Origin of the sequence: Bacillus spizizenii TU-B-10 (assembly GCF_000227465.1) — a bacterium.
Classification (GTDB): Bacteria; Bacillota; Bacilli; order Bacillales; family Bacillaceae; genus Bacillus; species Bacillus spizizenii.
This window is the reverse complement of record NC_016047.1, coordinates 3,914,799-3,932,370: the sequence shown is the minus strand read 5'-3', so window position 1 is coordinate 3,932,370 and position 17,572 is coordinate 3,914,799. Positions and strand designations below refer to the sequence as shown.

Below are 17,572 nucleotides of genomic sequence, written 5' to 3'. Positions count from 1 at the left end.
CCCCGTTTTATGAATGAAAACGAATAAATCCATTTATTCTGTCTCTTCTTTAAACCCGAGAAACAATGTAGCTATAAAAGCAGAGACGGCCGCGATCAAAAAACCGATCATATAATGAACAAAATTGGCGGCGCCGAACGGCAGTACGATTGAAATCATCGGAATGCCTGTCAGCCCGTAGGAATTCGACACGACATGTACCGCAACCACGTATGCTCCGCCAATAGCGCCGCCGATGGCAGCTCCGATAAAGGGACGGATCAGTTTGACATTAACCCCGAATACAATCGGCTCTACAATGCCTAAAAACGCGGTCAGGGAAGCGGGGAGCGCAATTTTCTTCAGGCTTGATTGTTTTGTTTTGAAGAAAACCGCAAGCCCCGCTCCGCCTTGGGCCACATTCGCCATCGACCATATCGGCACTAAAAAGTTCACGCCGACATGCGGATCTGCAAGCAGCGTTGCTTCAATCGCATAAAAGCTATGATGCAAGCCGGATAGAACGATAGTGGAGTAGATGCCGCCGAACAGGGCTCCGGCAGCAATGCCGGCGTGATCATAAATATAGACAATCGACTGTGTCATGATTTGGCCGATGATGGACGCGGCGGGATTCATCACAATCAGCGCGAGGCACCCTGTCACCATGACCGTAATAAAAGGAATGATGACGACATCAAGCGACTTCGGCACAATTGATTTTAATAGCTTCTCGATTTGGCTCATGACATACACGGACAGAAGAATTGGTATAATGGAGCCCTGATAGCCCATCATTGGAATATGCAGCCCCCAGATGTCTAAGGAAGCGGGGGTTTTGCTGCCGAGCATAGACGGGTCCAGCAGATCAGGATGCGTCAGGAGCCCTGCTATGACTGCCCCTAAATATGGGTTGCTGCCAAATTGCCGTGCGGCACTGAAACCGACCAAAATCGGCAGCAAAATAAAGGCTGTGCTGGACACGAGGTCGAGCACTTTGATCCATGGGCTGTCGGCTGCGAACCAGTGAAACACCTTAATCATTCCGATCAGCCCCATAAGCAGGCCGCTTGCTGTTATCGCCGGGATAATCGGCACAAAAATATCGGACAGTGTTTTCGCAAATACGGCGACAGGGCTCAGCTTCCGGCTGGCCTGTGTCTGCTGAACAGGCTCTTCAGAAGGCGCGGCCTCCCACACGTGAACGACTTCTTTATGTATTTTGTTAACGACGCCTGCTCCGAAGATAATCTGGAATAACCCATATCGGAAAAAGGTTCCCTGCACACCTTGCAGATTTTCAATAGCATGTATATCGATTTTCGTCTCGTCCTTTACCTCAAAACGAAGACGGGTTGTACAATGGCTGATGCTGATAATATTGCTTTTTCCTCCTGCGAGGAGCAATAGTTCTTTTGCAATCTCTTTTTGCAAGCAATCAAAACCTCCTTTGCTGAAGAAAAGTCGGCTTGTTCATCGTATCAAATGAAAAGTTGACAATCAAAATGAAAAAAGTGAGAAATACCGGCTGAAAATGACAAAACGTGCAAGGACAACAAAAAATGCCCGCGTCGGTGACGGAGCATTAGAATAGGGGGTTGTCCATGGCGCCGTTATGAGCCCAACACGAAAAGAAGAGTTAAAATGCCCTGTTTTTTAGGCACTAATACTCCCTTTGCATCATTGGGTCTTGCCTGCCTGCCAGTCACAATCCCTCCATATGTGGTGATAACTGTAATAACGTTCATTTTATGCTGTTCATGGCCGGATAGCAATAGTAGGAAAAGCCTGTGCGTTGAATGGGAAAAAGGTTGTATGTGGTGTTTTTTGGAATGGAAAAAGCCTGTGAGACCCAGAATACAAGTCTTACAGGTTTTTTGGCTACTTTTTCGGTTTGACGGCAATCAGCCGTTTTTGCAGCTTTGTTTTTTCATTGGATGCTTTTAATTGATTCACTGCAGACTGAGCGGATGTCTTTGATTTTTTTGTTTTGTCTTTTTCCGCTTTTTTCACTTTTGCTTTGGCAGTTTCGACTTTTTTTGCTTCGGCTGCCGCCACTTTTTTCTTCACTTTATCTAACCGTTTTTGCAATACCGTTTTGTCCTTGCCTGATTGAAGCTGGTTGACTGCTGATTGTGCTTTTGCCGCATTTGCATCAGTTGATTTCTTTTCAGCTGCAGATACGGATTGCTGCGCCGTTTTCAAATTGGTGCTTTTTACTTTGTTAAGGCGTTTTTGCAGGGACGTTTTTTCTGAACTTGCTGGCAGCTTGCTGACTGCTGATTGTGCGCTGTCGACATCTGTTTTCTTTTTGCTTTTTTCCGCCTTCGCTACTTTCTCTTTCGCCTGCTTTGATGCGATGTAGCGTTTTACTTGGTCTAAGCGTTTTTGCAGGTTCTTTTTGTCTGTTCCGTTCGGCAGCTTGTTAATGGCAGCTTGTGCTGTATCAACAGTTTGCTGTGTTTTATACTTTTCTGCCTTTGCGACTTTGTCTTTCGCATCCTTTACATTTCTGTATGACTGTACTTTATCCAGTCTTTTTTTCAGGGCTGTTTTGGCGTCAGAATCCGGCAGCTGGCTGACGAGTTCTCTCGCTTTGTCGATATCGGTTTGTGCTTGTGTTTGTTCTGCTTTTTTCACTGCTTGCTCTGCTGTCGCGTACGCTGAATCTGTTGCCTGCGCTTTATATTGGATTAAGCCGTAGCCAAATTGCTGATCGCGGCCTGCGGTTCCAAGATCAACGATATGTTTCTGCATATCTGCGCGAAGCTGCACGTTTGTCTCGGCAGGATCCCGCTGTTTTAACAAAGCAAACATGGCAGCGGCGTGCGGTGTCGCTTGGGATGTTCCGCTTCCAGTTGCATAATATTGGTTTAAATATGTGCTCGTGATATTTGTTCCCGGCGCTGAAAATTCAACTTCATCTCCAGTTGTTGAGAAGGAGGCAAGCTGATTCTTTTCGTTTGTCGCTGAAACCGCAATGACACTGTTGTATGCTGCCGGATAGTTCACAGGCTTGCCGTTCCCGTCGTTACCGCTTGCGGCAACGAGCAGAATGCCTTGTTCATATGCTTTGTCTACGGCGTCATGAAGGATTTTGCTGTCTGACGTCGTGCCAAGGCTCATATTGACGATGTCCATCCCGTGGGTGATTGACCAGTCGATTCCTTGGAGAAGGCTTTGAAGATCCCCCGAGCCGTTCTGATCAAGCGCTTTAACCGCGTATACTTGTGCTTCCGGTGCGATGCCGTCAATTCCGTAGCCGTTATGCTTGGCTCCGATAATCCCTGCGACATGTGTTCCGTGGCCGTTATCATCTTTGTAAGAAGAGGTATAACTGACAGCTGAATACCCGCCGGCAATCGACAGGTCATCGTGGGGGGAGATCCCGCTGTCAATGACTGCAATTTTGACATTTTTGCCTGTCAGTCCTGCCTTCCAAGCCTGTTTTGCCTGAATGGGCTCAAGGTTCCATTGCTCGAAGTTGTCAGAGGTGTCAGTGCCGTCTGACAGCACTTTGAAATCCGTACTGCCTGCTGCGGTGAATGAGACATTGTTTTCGACATACAAAATATCAGGATCCTGTTTTAATTCTTTCACTGTCTCCTGATCTGCTGTGACCGCTACCGCCGGAAGATGCGTATACTGCTGTTCAACCTCAGCATCGCTGTCCAGGACGGTTTCCTTTCCGGCCTTGTTTTTATAAACCACAATAACCTCTTTTTCGCTGCTGTTTTGCGCATGCGCGAGAGGGCCTATGGCGAGAAAACTGACAAACAGAGTGACTGATACAACAAGCTTGCATGACATGTTTTTCATGATTCATCTCCTTTTTCTATGATGTTTGATATATATATCGGAGGAAAAAAGAGAGTTTGACAGTAAGGAGGAAAAATATTTTCATGGACTGGATTGTTCAGCAGCATGTAGATTTTTTCCGCAGGAAGAGGAAATTTTCCAAATGAATTTGTAAGCGTTTTCAAAATAAGATAAAGAAAACATTGCGAAGGTTGTTCACAAAGCAATGAAAAAAGGGGGCTTTTCAGATGAGCGCATTCACTCGGGTGATGGAAGAAAAAATAATGCCTGTCGCTGGGAAAATTGCCGGGCAGCGGCATCTCAGCGCTTTGCGTGACGGAATTATCCTGACCATGCCGCTGATTATTATCGGGTCTGTCTTTTTGATTTTAACGAGCCTGCCGATTCCCGGTTATGCGGATTTCATGACGAGTGTGTTTGGGAAAGAGTGGGCGGATAAGCTCGGTTATCCCGTTAATGCTTCATTTGATATTATGGCGATGATCGCCGCTTTTGGAATCGCCTATCGTCTTGCGGAAAGCTATGGTGTCGATGCCCTTTCTGCCGGAGCGATATCAATTGCCGCATTTCTATTGGCAACGCCGTTCGAGGTGCCGTTTACGCCGGATGGCTCAACGGAATCCATCTTGGTCGGTGGCGGAATCCCGATTACACTGCTTGGCAGCAAGGGTTTATTTGTTGCCATGCTGATCGCTTTGTTTTCAACTGAAATGTATCGGTGCATTATTCAAAAAAATATCGTCTTTAAAATGCCAGACGGCGTGCCGCCGGCGGTAAGTAAATCATTTGTCGCGCTGATTCCCGGCTTTATCATTGTGTTTCTCGTGTGGCTGGCACGTCTTCTGATTGAAATGACGCCTTTTCAGAGCCTGCACAATGTCGTAGGAGACCTGCTTGGCACACCGCTTTCCATTCTTGGCGGCAGTCTCGGCGGGAGCCTGATTGCTGAATTTGTGCAGATGCTGCTTTGGTCGTGCGGGATTCACGGAGCTTCAATCATTGGCGGAATCATGGCGCCGATTTGGTATGGCGCGATGGATGCCAACCGTCTCGCGTTCCAAGCGGGAGAGGCGCTGCCAAGTATTTTCACAACCCAGTTTTTTCAAATTTGGATTAATGTCGGCGGAAGCGGAGCGACGCTGGCGCTTGTCCTGACGATGCTTGTGCGTTCCCGGAGCAAACAAATGAAGCAGCTTGGCCGATTAGGGATTGGGCCTGCGCTATTTAATATCAACGAGCCGATCATTTTCGGCATGCCGATTGTCATGAACCCGCTCCTCATTGTTCCATTCATCATCGCACCACTCCTCACGATTACAGCAACTTATATCGGCATGAGCACTGGACTGGTAGCAAGGCCGGCCGGAATCGCCGTGCCATGGACGATGCCGCCGCTCATATCAGGCTACCTGGCGACAGGCGGAAAGGTATCGGGCGCCGTTATGCAGCTGGTGAATCTGCTGATCACCTGTGCCATCTACTATCCGTTTTTCAGAATATGGGATCATCAGAAATGGAAGGAAGAGAGTGCGGTTGAATCCGGGGGATGAAAATGTGTCGTGATGTAAGCTGTTATAGATCATCAGCTGTTAAAGGTAAGTAAATGTTAGAATATGTAAAGGAGGTGCACATGCTAGAATATTTATGGTTAGATGACGAATCACCAATCTTGAAACAAATACCAATTGAATATACATCAGCTGTTATTTTATTTTCTCCTTTTATTCAAATGCCTGAAGGATGGGAAAAAGCAAAGAGAAAAAATAATGATGAGCATATTTATCCAAATGATGAGGAAATAAGGGAAAAAGGCAAAGCCGTTTCATGGAAGAAGGTTATGTCCTCTTGCGGCTTTCAAACGCATGCTGAGTTGGCGCTTGCGTTAATGACATCGATAGGCGCCTTAAGGGATGAGTGCGCGAGAGGAGATTTGGCTGAACTTTTACATGCAAACGTAAAAGGAGATCTCTTTTATCCTAGCGAGGACCATATTTCAAATTTTCATATTCCCAGTTTGATGAAAGTGCTTAGTTACAACGGGTCCAATCAGTTTTATTACTCAGAACCGATTTGGGAAAACAGCGGCTTTCTGGACATAACTGAGGCTAACTTGCGGACGGTTCTTGATGATGCCGCCGCAGAGCTCATTTTAACTGATAAGAAAATGGACTTTGTGTTTATGAGTGTATATGACTCATTTATTAATGTCTTTTTAGCGAAAGGTGAAAATATCAATGAGTTGGTTCAGCGTATGGGCTGGGAAGCCATGATCTGCGATGAGTCAACGTATATCAGTTGGTATAGATAAAAAAGAACGTACATTACATAATGTACGTTCTTTATTTTTATCTCTGAAAGAACTCAATCCACTCACCGTCAGGACCTTCGATATAGAAGTAACGGTACCCGTTTGGAAGTGTTGTGATCTCCTCGTCGATAAATTTCGCGTTCATTCTTTCCGCTTTTGTATATTCAGCCGCGATGTCATCCGTCAGCAGGGCAATGTGGTGCACTTTTCCTTCGACAGGAAGCTCGCTGCTGTAACCTTGAATCAGTTCGATTTCCGTTTCCGGACCGTCTTCAAAACCGAGAAAAGCAAGCTCAATCACACCGTTCGTGTGTGTGATGCGATCCTTCAATTTCATGCCGAGAACCTCTTCATAAAATGTGATGGACGCGTTGATATCCCTTACCATAATGCCTGTATGATCAATTCGTTTTGCCATGCTGCTCCTCCTCGTAACTCTTATTTGTCTATCGTAGAAAAACCTTTCCTTTCTGTCAATGCAGACAACTTGGCGTTTTGTGGTACGATAAGAGAAAGCATACAGAAAGAGGACGAATAGATATGAAGCTACTCACCCTAAAAAAAGCGCATACTGCAAAAATCAAAAAAGGCTATCCGCTCATCGATAAGGAAGCTCTCGCAGGGAGTGCGGGGCACGTGAAAGAAGGAGACCTCGTTGATATCGTGTCAGAGAGCGGCGAGTTTCTCGCGCGAGGTTATTATGGCCTGCAAAACAAAGGGGTCGGCTGGACGCTTACCCGCAATAAACAAGAACAGATTGACCAAGCATTTTTTCTCAGCAAATTATCAAAAGCGGTCCAAGCACGCGCCAAACTATTCGCTGCCCAAGATACAACGGCTTTCCGCCTGTTCAACGGTGAGGGAGACGGCGTCGGCGGCGTCACGATCGACTATTATGACGGCTACCTGCTGGTTCAATGGTACAGCAAAGGCATTTACACCTTTAAAGACATGCTGCTTTCCGCTTTGGATGAGCTGGATCTTGATTATAAAGCGATTTACGAGAAAAAACGCTTCGACACGGCTGGACAATACGTTGAAGATGATGACTTCGTGAAAGGGAAAAGAGGCGAGTTCCCGATCATTATCCAGGAGAATGGCATTCAATACGCGGTGGACCTGAATGAAGGCGCTATGACGGGCATCTTTTTGGATCAAAGACATGTGCGCAAGGCCATTAGAGACCGCTATGCAAAAGGAAAAACAGTGTTAAATACGTTTTCTTATACGGGTGCATTTTCCGTGGCAGCGGCGCTTGGCGGAGCGGAGAAAACAACAAGCGTGGACGTGGCAAACCGAAGCCTGGCCAAAACGATCGAACAATTCAGCGTGAACAAGCTGGATTACGAGGCACACGACATTAAAGTGATGGACGTGTTTAAGTATTTTTCGTATGCGGCGAAAAAGGACCTGCTCTTTGATCTGATTATTCTCGATCCGCCTTCCTTTGCCCGCACAAAAAAACGCACCTTCAGCGCGGCCAAGGATTATAAAAACCTGCTGAAAGAAACGATCGCCATCACAGCTGACAAGGGCATCATCGTTGCTTCCACAAACAGCAGCGCCTTCAGCATGAAGAAATTCAAAGGCTTTATTGATGCCGCCTTTAAAGAAACAAATGAACGCTACACAATCATTGAGGAATTTACGCTGCCGGAGGATTTTAAAACGATTTCAGCGTTTCCGGAAGGCAACTACCTAAAAGTGGTCTTTCTGCAGAAAAAATAAAGCTGCCCTGTTCAGGAGCAGCTTTTTTCTATGTAGAAATGATTTTCTGGACGCGGCCGATGCGGCCATCTTCAAGCCGGACTTTAATGCCGTGCGGATGAAAGCTCGATTTCGTCAAAATATCCTTCACTGTCCCTCGCGTCAGTTTTCCTGTTTTTTGATCTGCTTTCAATACAATATCCACCTGTAATCCTTTTGAAATGCTGCTTCGCTCTTGCCCGTTCATAGCGCACATCCTTTCTTTTTTCATTATAGTCATTATGGTTTAAAAGTAACAGCCGGCTGATGAAGTGTATTTTTGTTTTTTTCTGCCTTCATTAAATATAATGTCAGCCCAAAGCCTGCTATGCTCAGCATGCCAAAAAGCAAGTAGACTGCGAAGATGGACACGTAGTCAAAAATGTAGCCGCCTGCAAATGTACAGAACCAGTTGCCGAATCCATTGCCGATGGCCGCGTACATGGTCAGCGCCGTCGCTTCAACGTGGCTAGGAGTAATCTTTTTTACGTATTGAAGCGCCGCGGGGATAAATAAACCGATGGCCACTCCCTGAAGAAAGACCGTCGCATAAATGAGCCATAATGAAGGCGCTGTGAAATAGAGCGCCCACCTGAATAATGAGACCCCGCCTGACAGCATAATGACGTTTAAAAGCCTCATTTTATCTATAAATGTTTGGGCAAATCGCATAAATGGAATTTCCGAAATCACGCCGATGAAAAATAAAATGCCGATAGCGGAAAGTGATAAGCTCCCGGAATCCTTTGCGGATATTGACCTTTGTTTTTTTTTTTCTGCTGGCCCGGCATTTGTGAGGCCAATATGGCGGCAATGCACAGAAAGGCACAGCCAAAGATAAAGATCACGTGAATGGGATACAGCTGATTCGTCACTTGTCCCATGACAAACACTGCGACGCCGAAGCCGAGAGAACCAAACAGGCGGATTCCGCCGTAGTTGCCGTTTGTTTCTTGTGTGTACCTTAGTGAAATGCTGTCCGATAATGGAATAATCGTGCTTTGAAAGGCTGCAAAACAGGCTGCAATCAAAATAAACATAGGAAAGCGGTCAAATGCAATATAGCCTAATCCCATGATGCCTGTGATTGATGTGCAAACCGCCAGCAGGCTTTTCGTTTTTTGCGTATAGTCGCTCAGCATGCCCCAAAACGGCTGAAAGAAAATCATCACAATCGGGCCGAGTGACATGATCAAGCCGACCTGTGATCCGCTTACATGCTGTTCTTTCGTTAAATACATACTGAGTAAGGGAATAATGCTGCCCGTGCCAAGAAAAGCAAACAAATAAAAACCTCTTAACGCGGCGTAATGCCGTCTCACCTGCAAGTTGTGCATGGGGTGCCTCCTTTGGTATCCACAAATTACATTATATTGGAATCCGCCAGCTTTTCAATAAGGGGAAGCACATAAAAAAAACTGCCCTTAAGAGGACAGTTTTTTCTTACATAAATGAAAGTAAAAACGGCGCTGCGCAAAGCGTCATAATCGCAGCTAAGATCATTGACACGCTGGAAATCGTACCGGACACAGAGCTGAGTTCAAATGCTTTTGACGTTCCCGCGCCGTGTGCGCTTGTGCCGAGCAGCACGCCCCGCGCAATTTCATTATCAATGCGGAAATAGCGGATGACTATCGGGCCGATCACTGTGCCGAACAGAGCGGTTAAAATCACAAACACGGCTGTAACGGCAGGCATTCCGCCGATCATTTCAGATACGTTCATTGCGATCGGCGTTGTCACTGATCTCGGGACGAGGCTGTCAATTAAGCCGGTGCCGAGGTGAAGCCATTTCGCAATAAGAGCGGTTGAAATAATCGCGATACATGAACCGACGGCCACATTCAAAATAATTTCCACTGCGTATTTCTTTAAAACAGGGAAATATTTATAAAGCGGGATCGCGAATGCCACGGTGGCCGGCTGAAGCATATCGGTCAGCAATCCGCCGCCGAGATTATATGACTCGTACGGGACATTCACCAGCAGCAGCAGACCGACTAACACAGCGGGCGTCACCAATAGCGGCGACGTATAGACACGCGGAAAGCGTTGATATACCTTTTTTGCTCCTAAATACACCAAAACCGTTAAAAACAAACTTACAATTCCGATGAACACGTATGTTTTTTCTCCTTTCTTTTTGCAATGATTTGTGTAAGCGTTCCTGTAGACACCATCACGACAAATGTGCTGATGATGACAACAAGCAGAATGCTGACACCAAATTTCGACATAATGTCTCCGTATTCAATCACTCCGACGGCAGACGGGATAAAAAATAAAAGCAGCTCCCCGAGAAGCCACGCCGCGCCAAGCTCTATCCATTCAAGCTTGATGATTTTAAAGTGTAATAATGTGAAGAGTATCACAATCCCAATTATACTGCCGGGAATATTTATATGAAGAAGGGCTGTCACCCAATTAATCAGCCGAGCAAATATAAATAACAGAGCGATTTGAATAACGGTTAGCAACAGTTTTTTCATATTGATGCCTCCCTTATATTCATATTGTACATAAGGTCTCTCTATAGGTAAAATATATATAAAGAATAATAAGTATTCCTTTTGTCTATAGAAAGGGTGAAACCCATGGATATCCGCCATTTAACATATTTCTTGGAAGTCGCCCGTTTAAAAAGCTTTACGAAGGCTTCCCAATCCCTTTATGTTTCTCAGCCGACGATATCAAAAATGATCAAAAATTTAGAAGAAGAACTCGGGATTGAACTGTTTTACCGAAACGGCAGGCAGGTGGATCTGACTGACGCCGGCCAGAGCATGTATGTGCAGGCGCAGGAAATTATTAAATCATTTCAAAACCTGACGTCAGAATTAAATGATATTATGGAGGTCAAGAAAGGGCACGTACGGATTGGACTGCCGCCGATGATTGGATCGGGATTTTTTCCGAGAGTGCTCGGCGATTTCCGTGAAAACTATCCGAATATCACCTTTCAGCTAGTCGAAGACGGTTCTATAAAAGTCCAAGAAGGTGTCGGGGACGGTTCACTTGATATCGGCGTTGTCGTTCTTCCTGCAAACGAAGACATCTTTCATTCGTTTACAATCGTAAAAGAAACCTTAATGCTTGTCGTTCATCCTTCCCACCGGCTGGCAGGCGAAAAAGAGTGCAGGCTGCGTGAGTTGAAGGACGAGCCTTTTATTTTCTTCAGGGAGGATTTTGTCCTGCACAATCGAATTATGACAGAATGTATCAAAGCTGGATTCCGGCCTCATATCATTTATGAAACCTCACAATGGGATTTTATCAGTGAGATGGTGTCAGCCAACCTTGGAATCGGGCTTTTGCCGGAACGAATCTGCCGCGGACTTGACCCGGAAAAAGTGAAAGTCATTCCGCTTGTCGATCCGGTCATCCCTTGGCACCTCGCCATTATTTGGAGAAAAGACCGCTACTTGTCCTTTGCGGCCAGAGCTTGGCTCGAACATACGAAATCGTATTTATGGGACCCAAAAAAAGAGAGTAAAGGATGATGCAAACATGGATGCACAATCAGCAGCAAAATGTCTTACTGCTGTCCGCCAGCATAGCCCTCTGGTGCACAGCATAACCAATAATGTCGTAACGAATTTTACAGCAAACGGCCTGCTCGCCCTCGGCGCATCACCTGTTATGGCGTACGCGAAAGAAGAGGTCGCGGACATGGCGAAGATTGCGGGTGCACTTGTTTTAAATATCGGAACGCTGAGCAAGGAGTCTGTCGAAGCGATGATCATCGCGGGAAAATCAGCTAATGAACATGGTGTTCCTGTCATTCTTGACCCTGTCGGCGCCGGAGCAACACCGTTCCGTACTCAATCGGCGCGTGACATCATTCGTGAGGTGCGCCTCTCTGCGATCAGAGGAAATGCTGCGGAAATTGCCAATACCGTTGGTGTGACCGATTGGCTGATCAAAGGTGTTGATGCGGGAGGAGACGGAGGAGACATCATCCTGCTCGCCCAGCAGGCGGCACATAAGCTAAACACAGTCATCGCGATTACCGGTGAAGTGGATGTGATTGCCGACACGTCAAACGTATATACCCTTCATAACGGCCACAAGCTGCTGACGAAAGTGACAGGCGCCGGATGCCTGCTGACTTCTGTTGTCGGTGCGTTTTGCGCTGTGGAAGAAAATCCAATGTTTGCTGCTATCGCTGCCATTTCTTCGTATGGGGTCGCAGCTCAGCTTGCCGCACAGCAGACAGCTGACAAAGGTCCGGGAAGCTTTCAGATTGAATTGCTGAACAAGCTTTCATCTGTTACTGAACAAGACGTCCAAGAACTGGCGACAATAGAAAGGGTGACTGTCTCATGACACGTATTTCTCGGGAAATGATGAAAGAGTTATTATCTGTTTACTTCATTATGGGGTCAAACAATACGAAAGCCGATCCTGTCACGGTCGTACAAAAAGCGTTAAAAGGCGGCGCCACTCTGTACCAGTTTCGTGAAAAGGGCGGGGATGCGCTGACAGGAGAGGCGAGGATTGAATTTGCTAAAAAAGTGCAAGAAGCCTGCCGTGAAGCCGGTGTTCCTTTCATTGTCAATGATGATGTGGAGTTGGCTCTGAAACTGGAGGCTGACGGTATCCATATCGGCCAGGAAGACGCCAACGCAAAAGAAGTAAGAGACGCTATAGGGGATATGATTCTTGGCGTTTCCACCCATACAATGTCTGAGGTGAAGCAAGCCGAAGAAGATGGCGCGGATTATGTCGGACTCGGGCCAATCTACCCGACAGAAACGAAAAAGGATACGAGGGCTGTACAAGGTGTATCTCTCATCGAAGCGGTCCGCCGTCAAGGTATCGACATTCCGATTGTGGGCATCGGCGGCATCACAATCGAAAATGCCGCACCTGTTATCCAAGCGGGGGCCGACGGTGTCAGTATGATCAGCGCCATCAGTCAGGCGGAGGATCCAGAGGGTGCCGCACGCAAGTTTCATGAAGAAATTCAAACGTATAAAACAAGAAGATAAACGTTCTTCTTCCTTCAAAAGGCTGTTCTATAAAGGACAGCCTTTTTGCTTTATATCAAGGTTTTCAGACCTTCAAATTTTAATTGACAAAGAACAGGAACTGGCTATGATTATGTTATACAATGATAATCATTTTCAATTATAGGAGGAGCATGATGACTCGGGGGCTGGCGCTTATTTTATTTAGCTTGTTGATGGTTTTCGGTTCTGCGGCACATGCGGAAGACGATCCGATTGCTGCGCTGATTCAATTAAACAAGCAAATGATCGAAGCCGTAAAAGGCGGAGATATGGACTCGGCACAACAAACGTTTGAAACATTCAAGGCAAAGTGGAAAAAAGAAGAACCTTCTATTAAGAAAGAAAATCTATCTTCCCACAGCAAAATGGACTCAAATATCGCGATGATTTCTCTTTCTTTTATTAATCAAGACGCAGACAAGCTCAAAACACAGCTTGAAGAGCTTTCTTCCCATTTAGAAACCTATCAGCAGGCTGTCGTGCTGAAAAAGACATCCTCGGGTCAATCAAGGGCGTCCTTAACAGCCTATATACAAAGCCTGAAAGACACAAAACAGTTAATAGAAAAAAAACAATTGGATGAAGCGTCATCTGCAATCGACAATTTAATTACATCCTGGCTCGCTGTTGAGGGAGACGTCGTTTCCCAATCGAAAGAAGCCTATACGAGATCAGAGGAAAACCTGGCGCTGATGAAAGCTGAGATCGGCAGCCATCCCGAAAAGGTATCAAAGCAAATTGACGAAATGATTCAATTGCTCGAGCCGATCGCTTCAAGCAGCTACAGCTGGTGGGATGCTGCGCTGATCCCGATTCGTGAAGGGATGGAGGCCCTGCTAGTCATCGGGGCGCTTTTAACCATGACAAAGAAAGCCCGTGTCACGCGTTCCTCGGCATGGATCTGGGGCGGGGCGTCCGCCGGAATGGTTGTGTCCCTGACAGCCGGCATCGGTGTCACGCTTTTATTCTCTTCCAGCGTATTCGGAGAAAACAACTTCTTGCTTGGCGGAATTACCGGCGTACTGTCGGCTGTCATGCTTTTATATGTCGGGGTGTGGCTGCACAGAAACGCCTCAATGGATAAATGGAGAGAAAAAATCAATATCCAGAAGTCACAGGCACTGAAAAAACGAAGCCTGCTTTCCTTTGCGCTCATTGCATTTCTGGCAGTTGTAAGAGAAGGGCTCGAAACAGTCATTTTTTTCATCGGGCTTGTCGGGAAGCTTCCGCTCACTGAACTGATCGGCGGAACTGCCGCGGGGCTTATTGTTCTCGTCATCGTCGGTGTTTTAATGATCAAGCTCGGAATGCGTATTCCATTAAAGCCGTTTTTCCTGCTGTCCATGGCGGTCGTCCTGTATATGTGCGTGAAATTTCTCGGAACAGGCGTTCACAGCCTTCAGCTGGCGGGCATTCTCCCGTCTGATGCGGAGAGCTGGCTGCCGTCTGTATCGGTGCTTGGAATTTATCCGTCCGTGTACAGTACGATTCCACAATTGCTGATTTTACTCTTTTTACTGATTGCGCTTGTCTCAGAAATGGCAAAACATTTTACAAACGGAAAGGAACTGACAAAATGAATTTCACAAAAATCGCTGTATCAGCCGGATGCATCCTTGCGCTGTGTGCAGGTTGCGGAGCCAATGACACATCTTCATCCAAAGAAAAAGCTTCATCTGAAAAAAGCGGGGTCACTAAAGAGATCACCGCATCCGTAGATAAAATGGAGACCATCATTTCCAAGCTGAATGATTCAGCGGAAAAAGGCGACCAAAAAGAGATTGAAAAGAAGGGGAAAGAGTTAAACAGCTACTGGCTTTCCTTTGAAAATGATATTCGCGGCGACTATCCGTTCGAATATACAGAGATCGAAAAGCACCTTCAGCCCATCTATACAGAAGCGCAGAAAGACAAACCGGATACAGACAAAATCAAGACAGAATCCGAGTCGCTGAAAGCGTCCTTAGAGGACTTGACAGAAGCGAAGAAGAGCAGCAAAAAGGCAAGCGATCAGCTGGCAAAAGCAGCGGACGAATATAAAGACTATGTCAAAGAGCAGAGCGATCAGCTTGTCAAAGCGACTGAAGCATTTACAAGCGCCGTCAAATCCGGCGATATCGAAAAATCTAAAACATTATATGGAAAAGCACGTGTTTATTACGAGCGAATCGAACCGATCGCTGAAAGCCTCGGAGATCTTGATCCAAAAATTGATGCCCGTGAAAACGACGTAGAAGAAGGGGACAAATGGACAGGTTTCCATAAGCTTGAGAAAGCCATTTGGAAGGATCAAGATATTTCCGGGGAAAAGGCAACAGCTGACCAGCTTCTCAAGGATGTAAAAGAGCTTGACGGTTCAATTGAATCACTGAAATTAACACCTGAACAAATTGTAGCAGGCGCGATGGAGCTTCTGAACGAAGCCGGCATTTCGAAAATCACGGGAGAAGAAGAGCGCTACTCACGAATCGATTTAGTCGACCTCATGGCGAATGTAGAAGGCTCCGAAGCTGTTTATCAAACAGTAAAAAGCGCGCTTGTTAAAGATCACTTTGACCTGACGGAAAAACTGGATACGGAGTTCAGCGAATTTGAAGTTTTAATGGCAAAATACAAAACAAATGATCAGTCCTATACGTCTTATGATAAATTAAGTGAAGATCAAATCAGAGAGCTGAGCACAAAGCTGACGACTCTTTCTGAAACCATGTCGAAGATTGCGAATGTGCTATAAAAGGAGTTTTGTAACAGCATGAGCGATGAACAAAAAAAGCCAGAACAAATTCATAGACGGGATATCCTAAAATGGGGGGCGATGGCAGGTGCAGCTGTTGCGATCGGCGCCAGCGGACTCAGCGGTCTGGCTCCGCTTGTGCAGACTGCGGCTAAGTCATCAAATAAGGATGAAAAAGAGGATGAGCAGGTCGTTCCGTTTTACGGAAAGCATCAGGCCGGCATCACAACTGCCCATCAAACGTATGTCTATTTTGCCGCGCTGGATGTAACAGCAAAAGAGAAAAGCGACATCATTACATTATTCAGAAACTGGACAAGTCTGACACAGATACTGACGTCTGGAAAGAAAATGTCGGCTGAGCAAAAAAATCAATATTTGCCGCCGCAGGATACAGGTGAATCTGCTGATTTATCCCCTTCGAACTTAACGGTTACATTCGGATTCGGGCCTGGCTTTTTTGAAAAAGACGGAAAGGACCGCTTTGGGCTGAAAAACAAAAAACCGAAGCACCTTGCCGCTCTTCCAGCAATGCCGAATGACAACCTGGATGAAAAACAGGGAGGCGGAGACATCTGCATTCAAGTATGCGCAGACGATGAACAAGTGGCGTTTCACGCGCTGAGAAATCTGCTGAATCAAGCGACCGGCACCTGTGAGGTCCGCTTTGTGAACAAAGGCTTTTTAAGCGGAGGAAAAAATGGCGAAACCCCGCGCAACCTCTTCGGGTTTAAAGATGGAACAGGCAACCAGAGCACGAAGGATGACACCTTGATGAACTCCATTGTGTGGATTCAGTCCGGTGAGCCTGACTGGATGACGGGCGGCACCTATATGGCTTTTCGGAAAATCAAAATGTTCCTTGAGATATGGGACCGTTCTTCCCTCAAGGACCAAGAAGATACCTTCGGCCGCAGAAAAAGCTCGGGGGCGCCTTTCGGTCAGAAAAAGGAAACAGACCCCGTGAAGCTGAATCAAATCCCAGCAAATTCACACGTCAGCCTTGCGAAATCTACGGGAAAACAAATTTTGCGAAGAGCTTTCTCTTTCACAGAAGGACTTGATCCCAAAACCGGCTATATGGATGCGGGTCTCCTGTTTATCAGCTTTCAAAAAAATCCCGACAATCAGTTCATCCCCATGCTTAAGGCCCTTTCGGCAAAGGATGCATTAAACGAATATACGCAAACAATCGGTTCTGCTTTATATGCATGCCCAGGCGGCTGCAAAAAAGGAGAATATATTGCCCAGCGTTTGCTGGAATCATAAAAGAAGCCTTTATCGGCTTCTTTTTAAAAAAACAGTTGTAACTTTCATTGTTACAGTTTAAAATCAACCTATACGAAAGGAGATTATCATGACAGTACACATCAAAGTTTATTCAGATTACGTCTGCCCATTTTGTTTCATTGGAAAAGCCGCTTTTGAAGAAGCGATAAAAGGAAAGGATGTTGAAGTCGAGTGGATGCCGTTTGAGCTGCGCCCAAGCCCATCTCCACAGCTTGACCCGGTCAATGATCCTTCCAAACAGTACATGTGGCAGACGTCGATTCAGCCAATGGCGGACAAATTAGGAGTCGAGATCAATTTTCCAAACGTCTCGCCTCATCCATATACAGATCTGGCGTTTGAAGGCTTCCACTTTGCAAAGGAATACAATAAAGGACATGAATACAACACCCGTGTCTTTCAGGCATTTTTCCAAGAGGGCCAAAATATCGGCGACATTGACATCTTGACGAAGCTTGCCAAGGAAGTGGGGTTAGACGGAGCCTCATTCAAATCCGCACTTGAAACAAGAACATATCAGGACGTGCAGCGGCAAGCCTTGAAGCACGCCTATGAAGAGGCCGACATCACTGCCGTTCCAACCTTTATCATTGGCGACACTGTGATACCGGGTGCTGCCGGCAAGGACGTATTTGAAAAAGCGATTTCTGACGAACAGCAGAAAAAGTAAGGAAAAGCTCTCTA

Annotated in this window: 16 protein-coding genes and 1 pseudogene; 10 read left to right on the top strand and 7 right to left on the bottom strand. The window is 46.2% G+C overall.

The genetic code is table 11. From position 1 onward, the window contains the following. Window positions 1–33 precede the first annotated feature (33 nt). The gene (sacX, locus tag GYO_RS41740) at window positions 34–1,413 is read right to left on the bottom strand and encodes a SacY negative regulator SacX (protein ID WP_014115641.1); all 1,380 of its coding nucleotides are present in this window, start codon (window positions 1,411–1,413) and stop codon (window positions 34–36) included. 447 nt (window positions 1,414–1,860) lie between these two features. Further along, window positions 1,861–3,798 (bottom strand): minor protease Epr, encoded by a 1,938-nt coding sequence (gene epr, locus GYO_RS41735; protein WP_014115640.1) that lies wholly within the window; start codon window positions 3,796–3,798, stop codon window positions 1,861–1,863. A 227-nt stretch (window positions 3,799–4,025) separates the two neighbouring features. Between epr and celB the strand changes: the two genes are divergently transcribed. Further along, on the top strand, window positions 4,026–5,348 hold the full coding sequence (gene celB, locus GYO_RS41725) for a PTS cellobiose transporter subunit IIC (protein ID WP_014115638.1): 1,323 nt from the start codon (window positions 4,026–4,028) through the stop codon (window positions 5,346–5,348). Between the two features lie 80 nt (window positions 5,349–5,428). Continuing rightward, window positions 5,429–6,106, top strand: coding sequence for a DUF2711 family protein (locus GYO_RS41720; protein ID WP_014115637.1), 678 nt, complete (start codon window positions 5,429–5,431; stop codon window positions 6,104–6,106). Between the two features lie 37 nt (window positions 6,107–6,143). On the opposite strand, the gene glxA is transcribed toward GYO_RS41720, so the two are convergent. Then, complete coding sequence (gene glxA, locus GYO_RS41715) at window positions 6,144–6,524, bottom strand: glyoxalase GlxA (RefSeq protein ID WP_003236077.1); 381 nt, start codon at window positions 6,522–6,524, stop codon at window positions 6,144–6,146. Between the two features lie 122 nt (window positions 6,525–6,646). Between glxA and GYO_RS41710 the strand changes: the two genes are divergently transcribed. Continuing rightward, the gene (locus tag GYO_RS41710) at window positions 6,647–7,834 is read left to right on the top strand and encodes a class I SAM-dependent rRNA methyltransferase (RefSeq protein ID WP_014115636.1); all 1,188 of its coding nucleotides are present in this window, start codon (window positions 6,647–6,649) and stop codon (window positions 7,832–7,834) included. Between the two features lie 28 nt (window positions 7,835–7,862). Here the strand turns inward: GYO_RS41710 and GYO_RS41705 are convergent, their stop codons facing one another. The 4 genes and pseudogenes from GYO_RS41705 to GYO_RS41690 all read right to left on the bottom strand — a co-directional run bounded on the left by GYO_RS41705 (window position 7,863) and on the right by GYO_RS41690 (window position 10,341). Then, complete coding sequence (locus GYO_RS41705; RefSeq protein ID WP_003222222.1) at window positions 7,863–8,060, bottom strand: YwbE family protein; 198 nt, start codon at window positions 8,058–8,060, stop codon at window positions 7,863–7,865. A 32-nt stretch (window positions 8,061–8,092) separates the two neighbouring features. Beyond that, window positions 8,093–9,189: pseudogene (locus GYO_RS41700) on the bottom strand (MFS transporter). Between the two features lie 106 nt (window positions 9,190–9,295). Then, window positions 9,296–9,973, bottom strand: a complete 678-nt coding sequence (locus GYO_RS41695; RefSeq protein ID WP_014115635.1) for a CidB/LrgB family autolysis modulator — start codon at window positions 9,971–9,973, stop codon at window positions 9,296–9,298. Beyond that, window positions 9,955–10,341: a CidA/LrgA family holin-like protein gene (locus tag GYO_RS41690; protein WP_003222205.1), complete on the bottom strand. Its 387-nt coding sequence runs from the start codon at window positions 10,339–10,341 to the stop codon at window positions 9,955–9,957. Before GYO_RS41690 ends, GYO_RS41695 begins: the two co-directional genes overlap by 19 nt. 105 nt (window positions 10,342–10,446) lie before the next feature. On the opposite strand from GYO_RS41690, the gene cidR reads away from it, so the two are divergent. The 7 genes from cidR (at window position 10,447) to GYO_RS41650 (ending at window position 17,558) form a co-directional block, all read left to right on the top strand. After that, window positions 10,447–11,352 (top strand): cidABC operon transcriptional activator CidR, encoded by a 906-nt coding sequence (cidR, locus tag GYO_RS41685; protein ID WP_014115634.1) that lies wholly within the window; start codon window positions 10,447–10,449, stop codon window positions 11,350–11,352. Between the two features lie 7 nt (window positions 11,353–11,359). Then, window positions 11,360–12,178 carry a hydroxyethylthiazole kinase gene (gene thiM / locus GYO_RS41680; protein ID WP_014115633.1) on the top strand — a complete coding sequence of 273 codons (819 nt, stop codon included), beginning with the start codon at window positions 11,360–11,362 and terminating at the stop codon, window positions 12,176–12,178. Beyond that, on the top strand, window positions 12,175–12,843 hold the full coding sequence (thiE, locus tag GYO_RS41675) for a thiamine phosphate synthase (RefSeq protein ID WP_014115632.1): 669 nt from the start codon (window positions 12,175–12,177) through the stop codon (window positions 12,841–12,843). The genes thiM and thiE overlap by 4 nt, the downstream gene beginning before the upstream one ends. Window positions 12,844–12,998: 155 nt before the next feature. After that, window positions 12,999–14,444 carry a ferrous ion permease EfeU gene (gene efeU, locus GYO_RS41665; protein WP_014115630.1) on the top strand — a complete coding sequence of 482 codons (1,446 nt, stop codon included), beginning with the start codon at window positions 12,999–13,001 and terminating at the stop codon, window positions 14,442–14,444. Further along, complete coding sequence (gene efeO / locus GYO_RS41660) at window positions 14,441–15,598, top strand: iron uptake system protein EfeO (protein ID WP_014115629.1); 1,158 nt, start codon at window positions 14,441–14,443, stop codon at window positions 15,596–15,598. The genes efeU and efeO overlap by 4 nt, the downstream gene beginning before the upstream one ends. 18 nt (window positions 15,599–15,616) lie before the next feature. Beyond that, window positions 15,617–16,867 carry an iron uptake transporter deferrochelatase/peroxidase subunit gene (gene efeB, locus GYO_RS41655; protein WP_014115628.1) on the top strand — a complete coding sequence of 417 codons (1,251 nt, stop codon included), beginning with the start codon at window positions 15,617–15,619 and terminating at the stop codon, window positions 16,865–16,867. A gap of 88 nt (window positions 16,868–16,955) precedes the next feature. Further along, window positions 16,956–17,558 carry a DsbA family oxidoreductase gene (locus tag GYO_RS41650; protein ID WP_014115627.1) on the top strand — a complete coding sequence of 201 codons (603 nt, stop codon included), beginning with the start codon at window positions 16,956–16,958 and terminating at the stop codon, window positions 17,556–17,558. Window positions 17,559–17,572: the final 14 nt, after the last annotated feature.

Excerpts from the sequence above, each read along its gene's own strand:
- epr (WP_014115640.1), bottom strand. The coding sequence starts at position 3,798 with ATGAAAAACATGTCATGCAAGCTTGTTGTATCAGTCACTCTGTTTGTC.
- celB (WP_014115638.1), top strand. The coding sequence starts at position 4,026 with ATGAGCGCATTCACTCGGGTGATGGAAGAAAAAATAATGCCTGTCGCT.
- GYO_RS41720 (WP_014115637.1), top strand. The coding sequence starts at position 5,429 with ATGCTAGAATATTTATGGTTAGATGACGAATCACCAATCTTGAAACAA.
- glxA (WP_003236077.1), bottom strand. The coding sequence starts at position 6,524 with ATGGCAAAACGAATTGATCATACAGGCATTATGGTAAGGGATATCAAC.
- GYO_RS41710 (WP_014115636.1), top strand. The coding sequence starts at position 6,647 with ATGAAGCTACTCACCCTAAAAAAAGCGCATACTGCAAAAATCAAAAAA.
- GYO_RS41705 (WP_003222222.1), bottom strand. The coding sequence starts at position 8,060 with ATGAACGGGCAAGAGCGAAGCAGCATTTCAAAAGGATTACAGGTGGAT.
- GYO_RS41690 (WP_003222205.1), bottom strand. The coding sequence starts at position 10,341 with ATGAAAAAACTGTTGCTAACCGTTATTCAAATCGCTCTGTTATTTATA.
- cidR (WP_014115634.1), top strand. The coding sequence starts at position 10,447 with ATGGATATCCGCCATTTAACATATTTCTTGGAAGTCGCCCGTTTAAAA.
- thiM (WP_014115633.1), top strand. The coding sequence starts at position 11,360 with ATGGATGCACAATCAGCAGCAAAATGTCTTACTGCTGTCCGCCAGCAT.
- thiE (WP_014115632.1), top strand. The coding sequence starts at position 12,175 with ATGACACGTATTTCTCGGGAAATGATGAAAGAGTTATTATCTGTTTAC.
- efeU (WP_014115630.1), top strand. The coding sequence starts at position 12,999 with ATGACTCGGGGGCTGGCGCTTATTTTATTTAGCTTGTTGATGGTTTTC.
- efeO (WP_014115629.1), top strand. The coding sequence starts at position 14,441 with ATGAATTTCACAAAAATCGCTGTATCAGCCGGATGCATCCTTGCGCTG.
- efeB (WP_014115628.1), top strand. The coding sequence starts at position 15,617 with ATGAGCGATGAACAAAAAAAGCCAGAACAAATTCATAGACGGGATATC.
- GYO_RS41650 (WP_014115627.1), top strand. The coding sequence starts at position 16,956 with ATGACAGTACACATCAAAGTTTATTCAGATTACGTCTGCCCATTTTGT.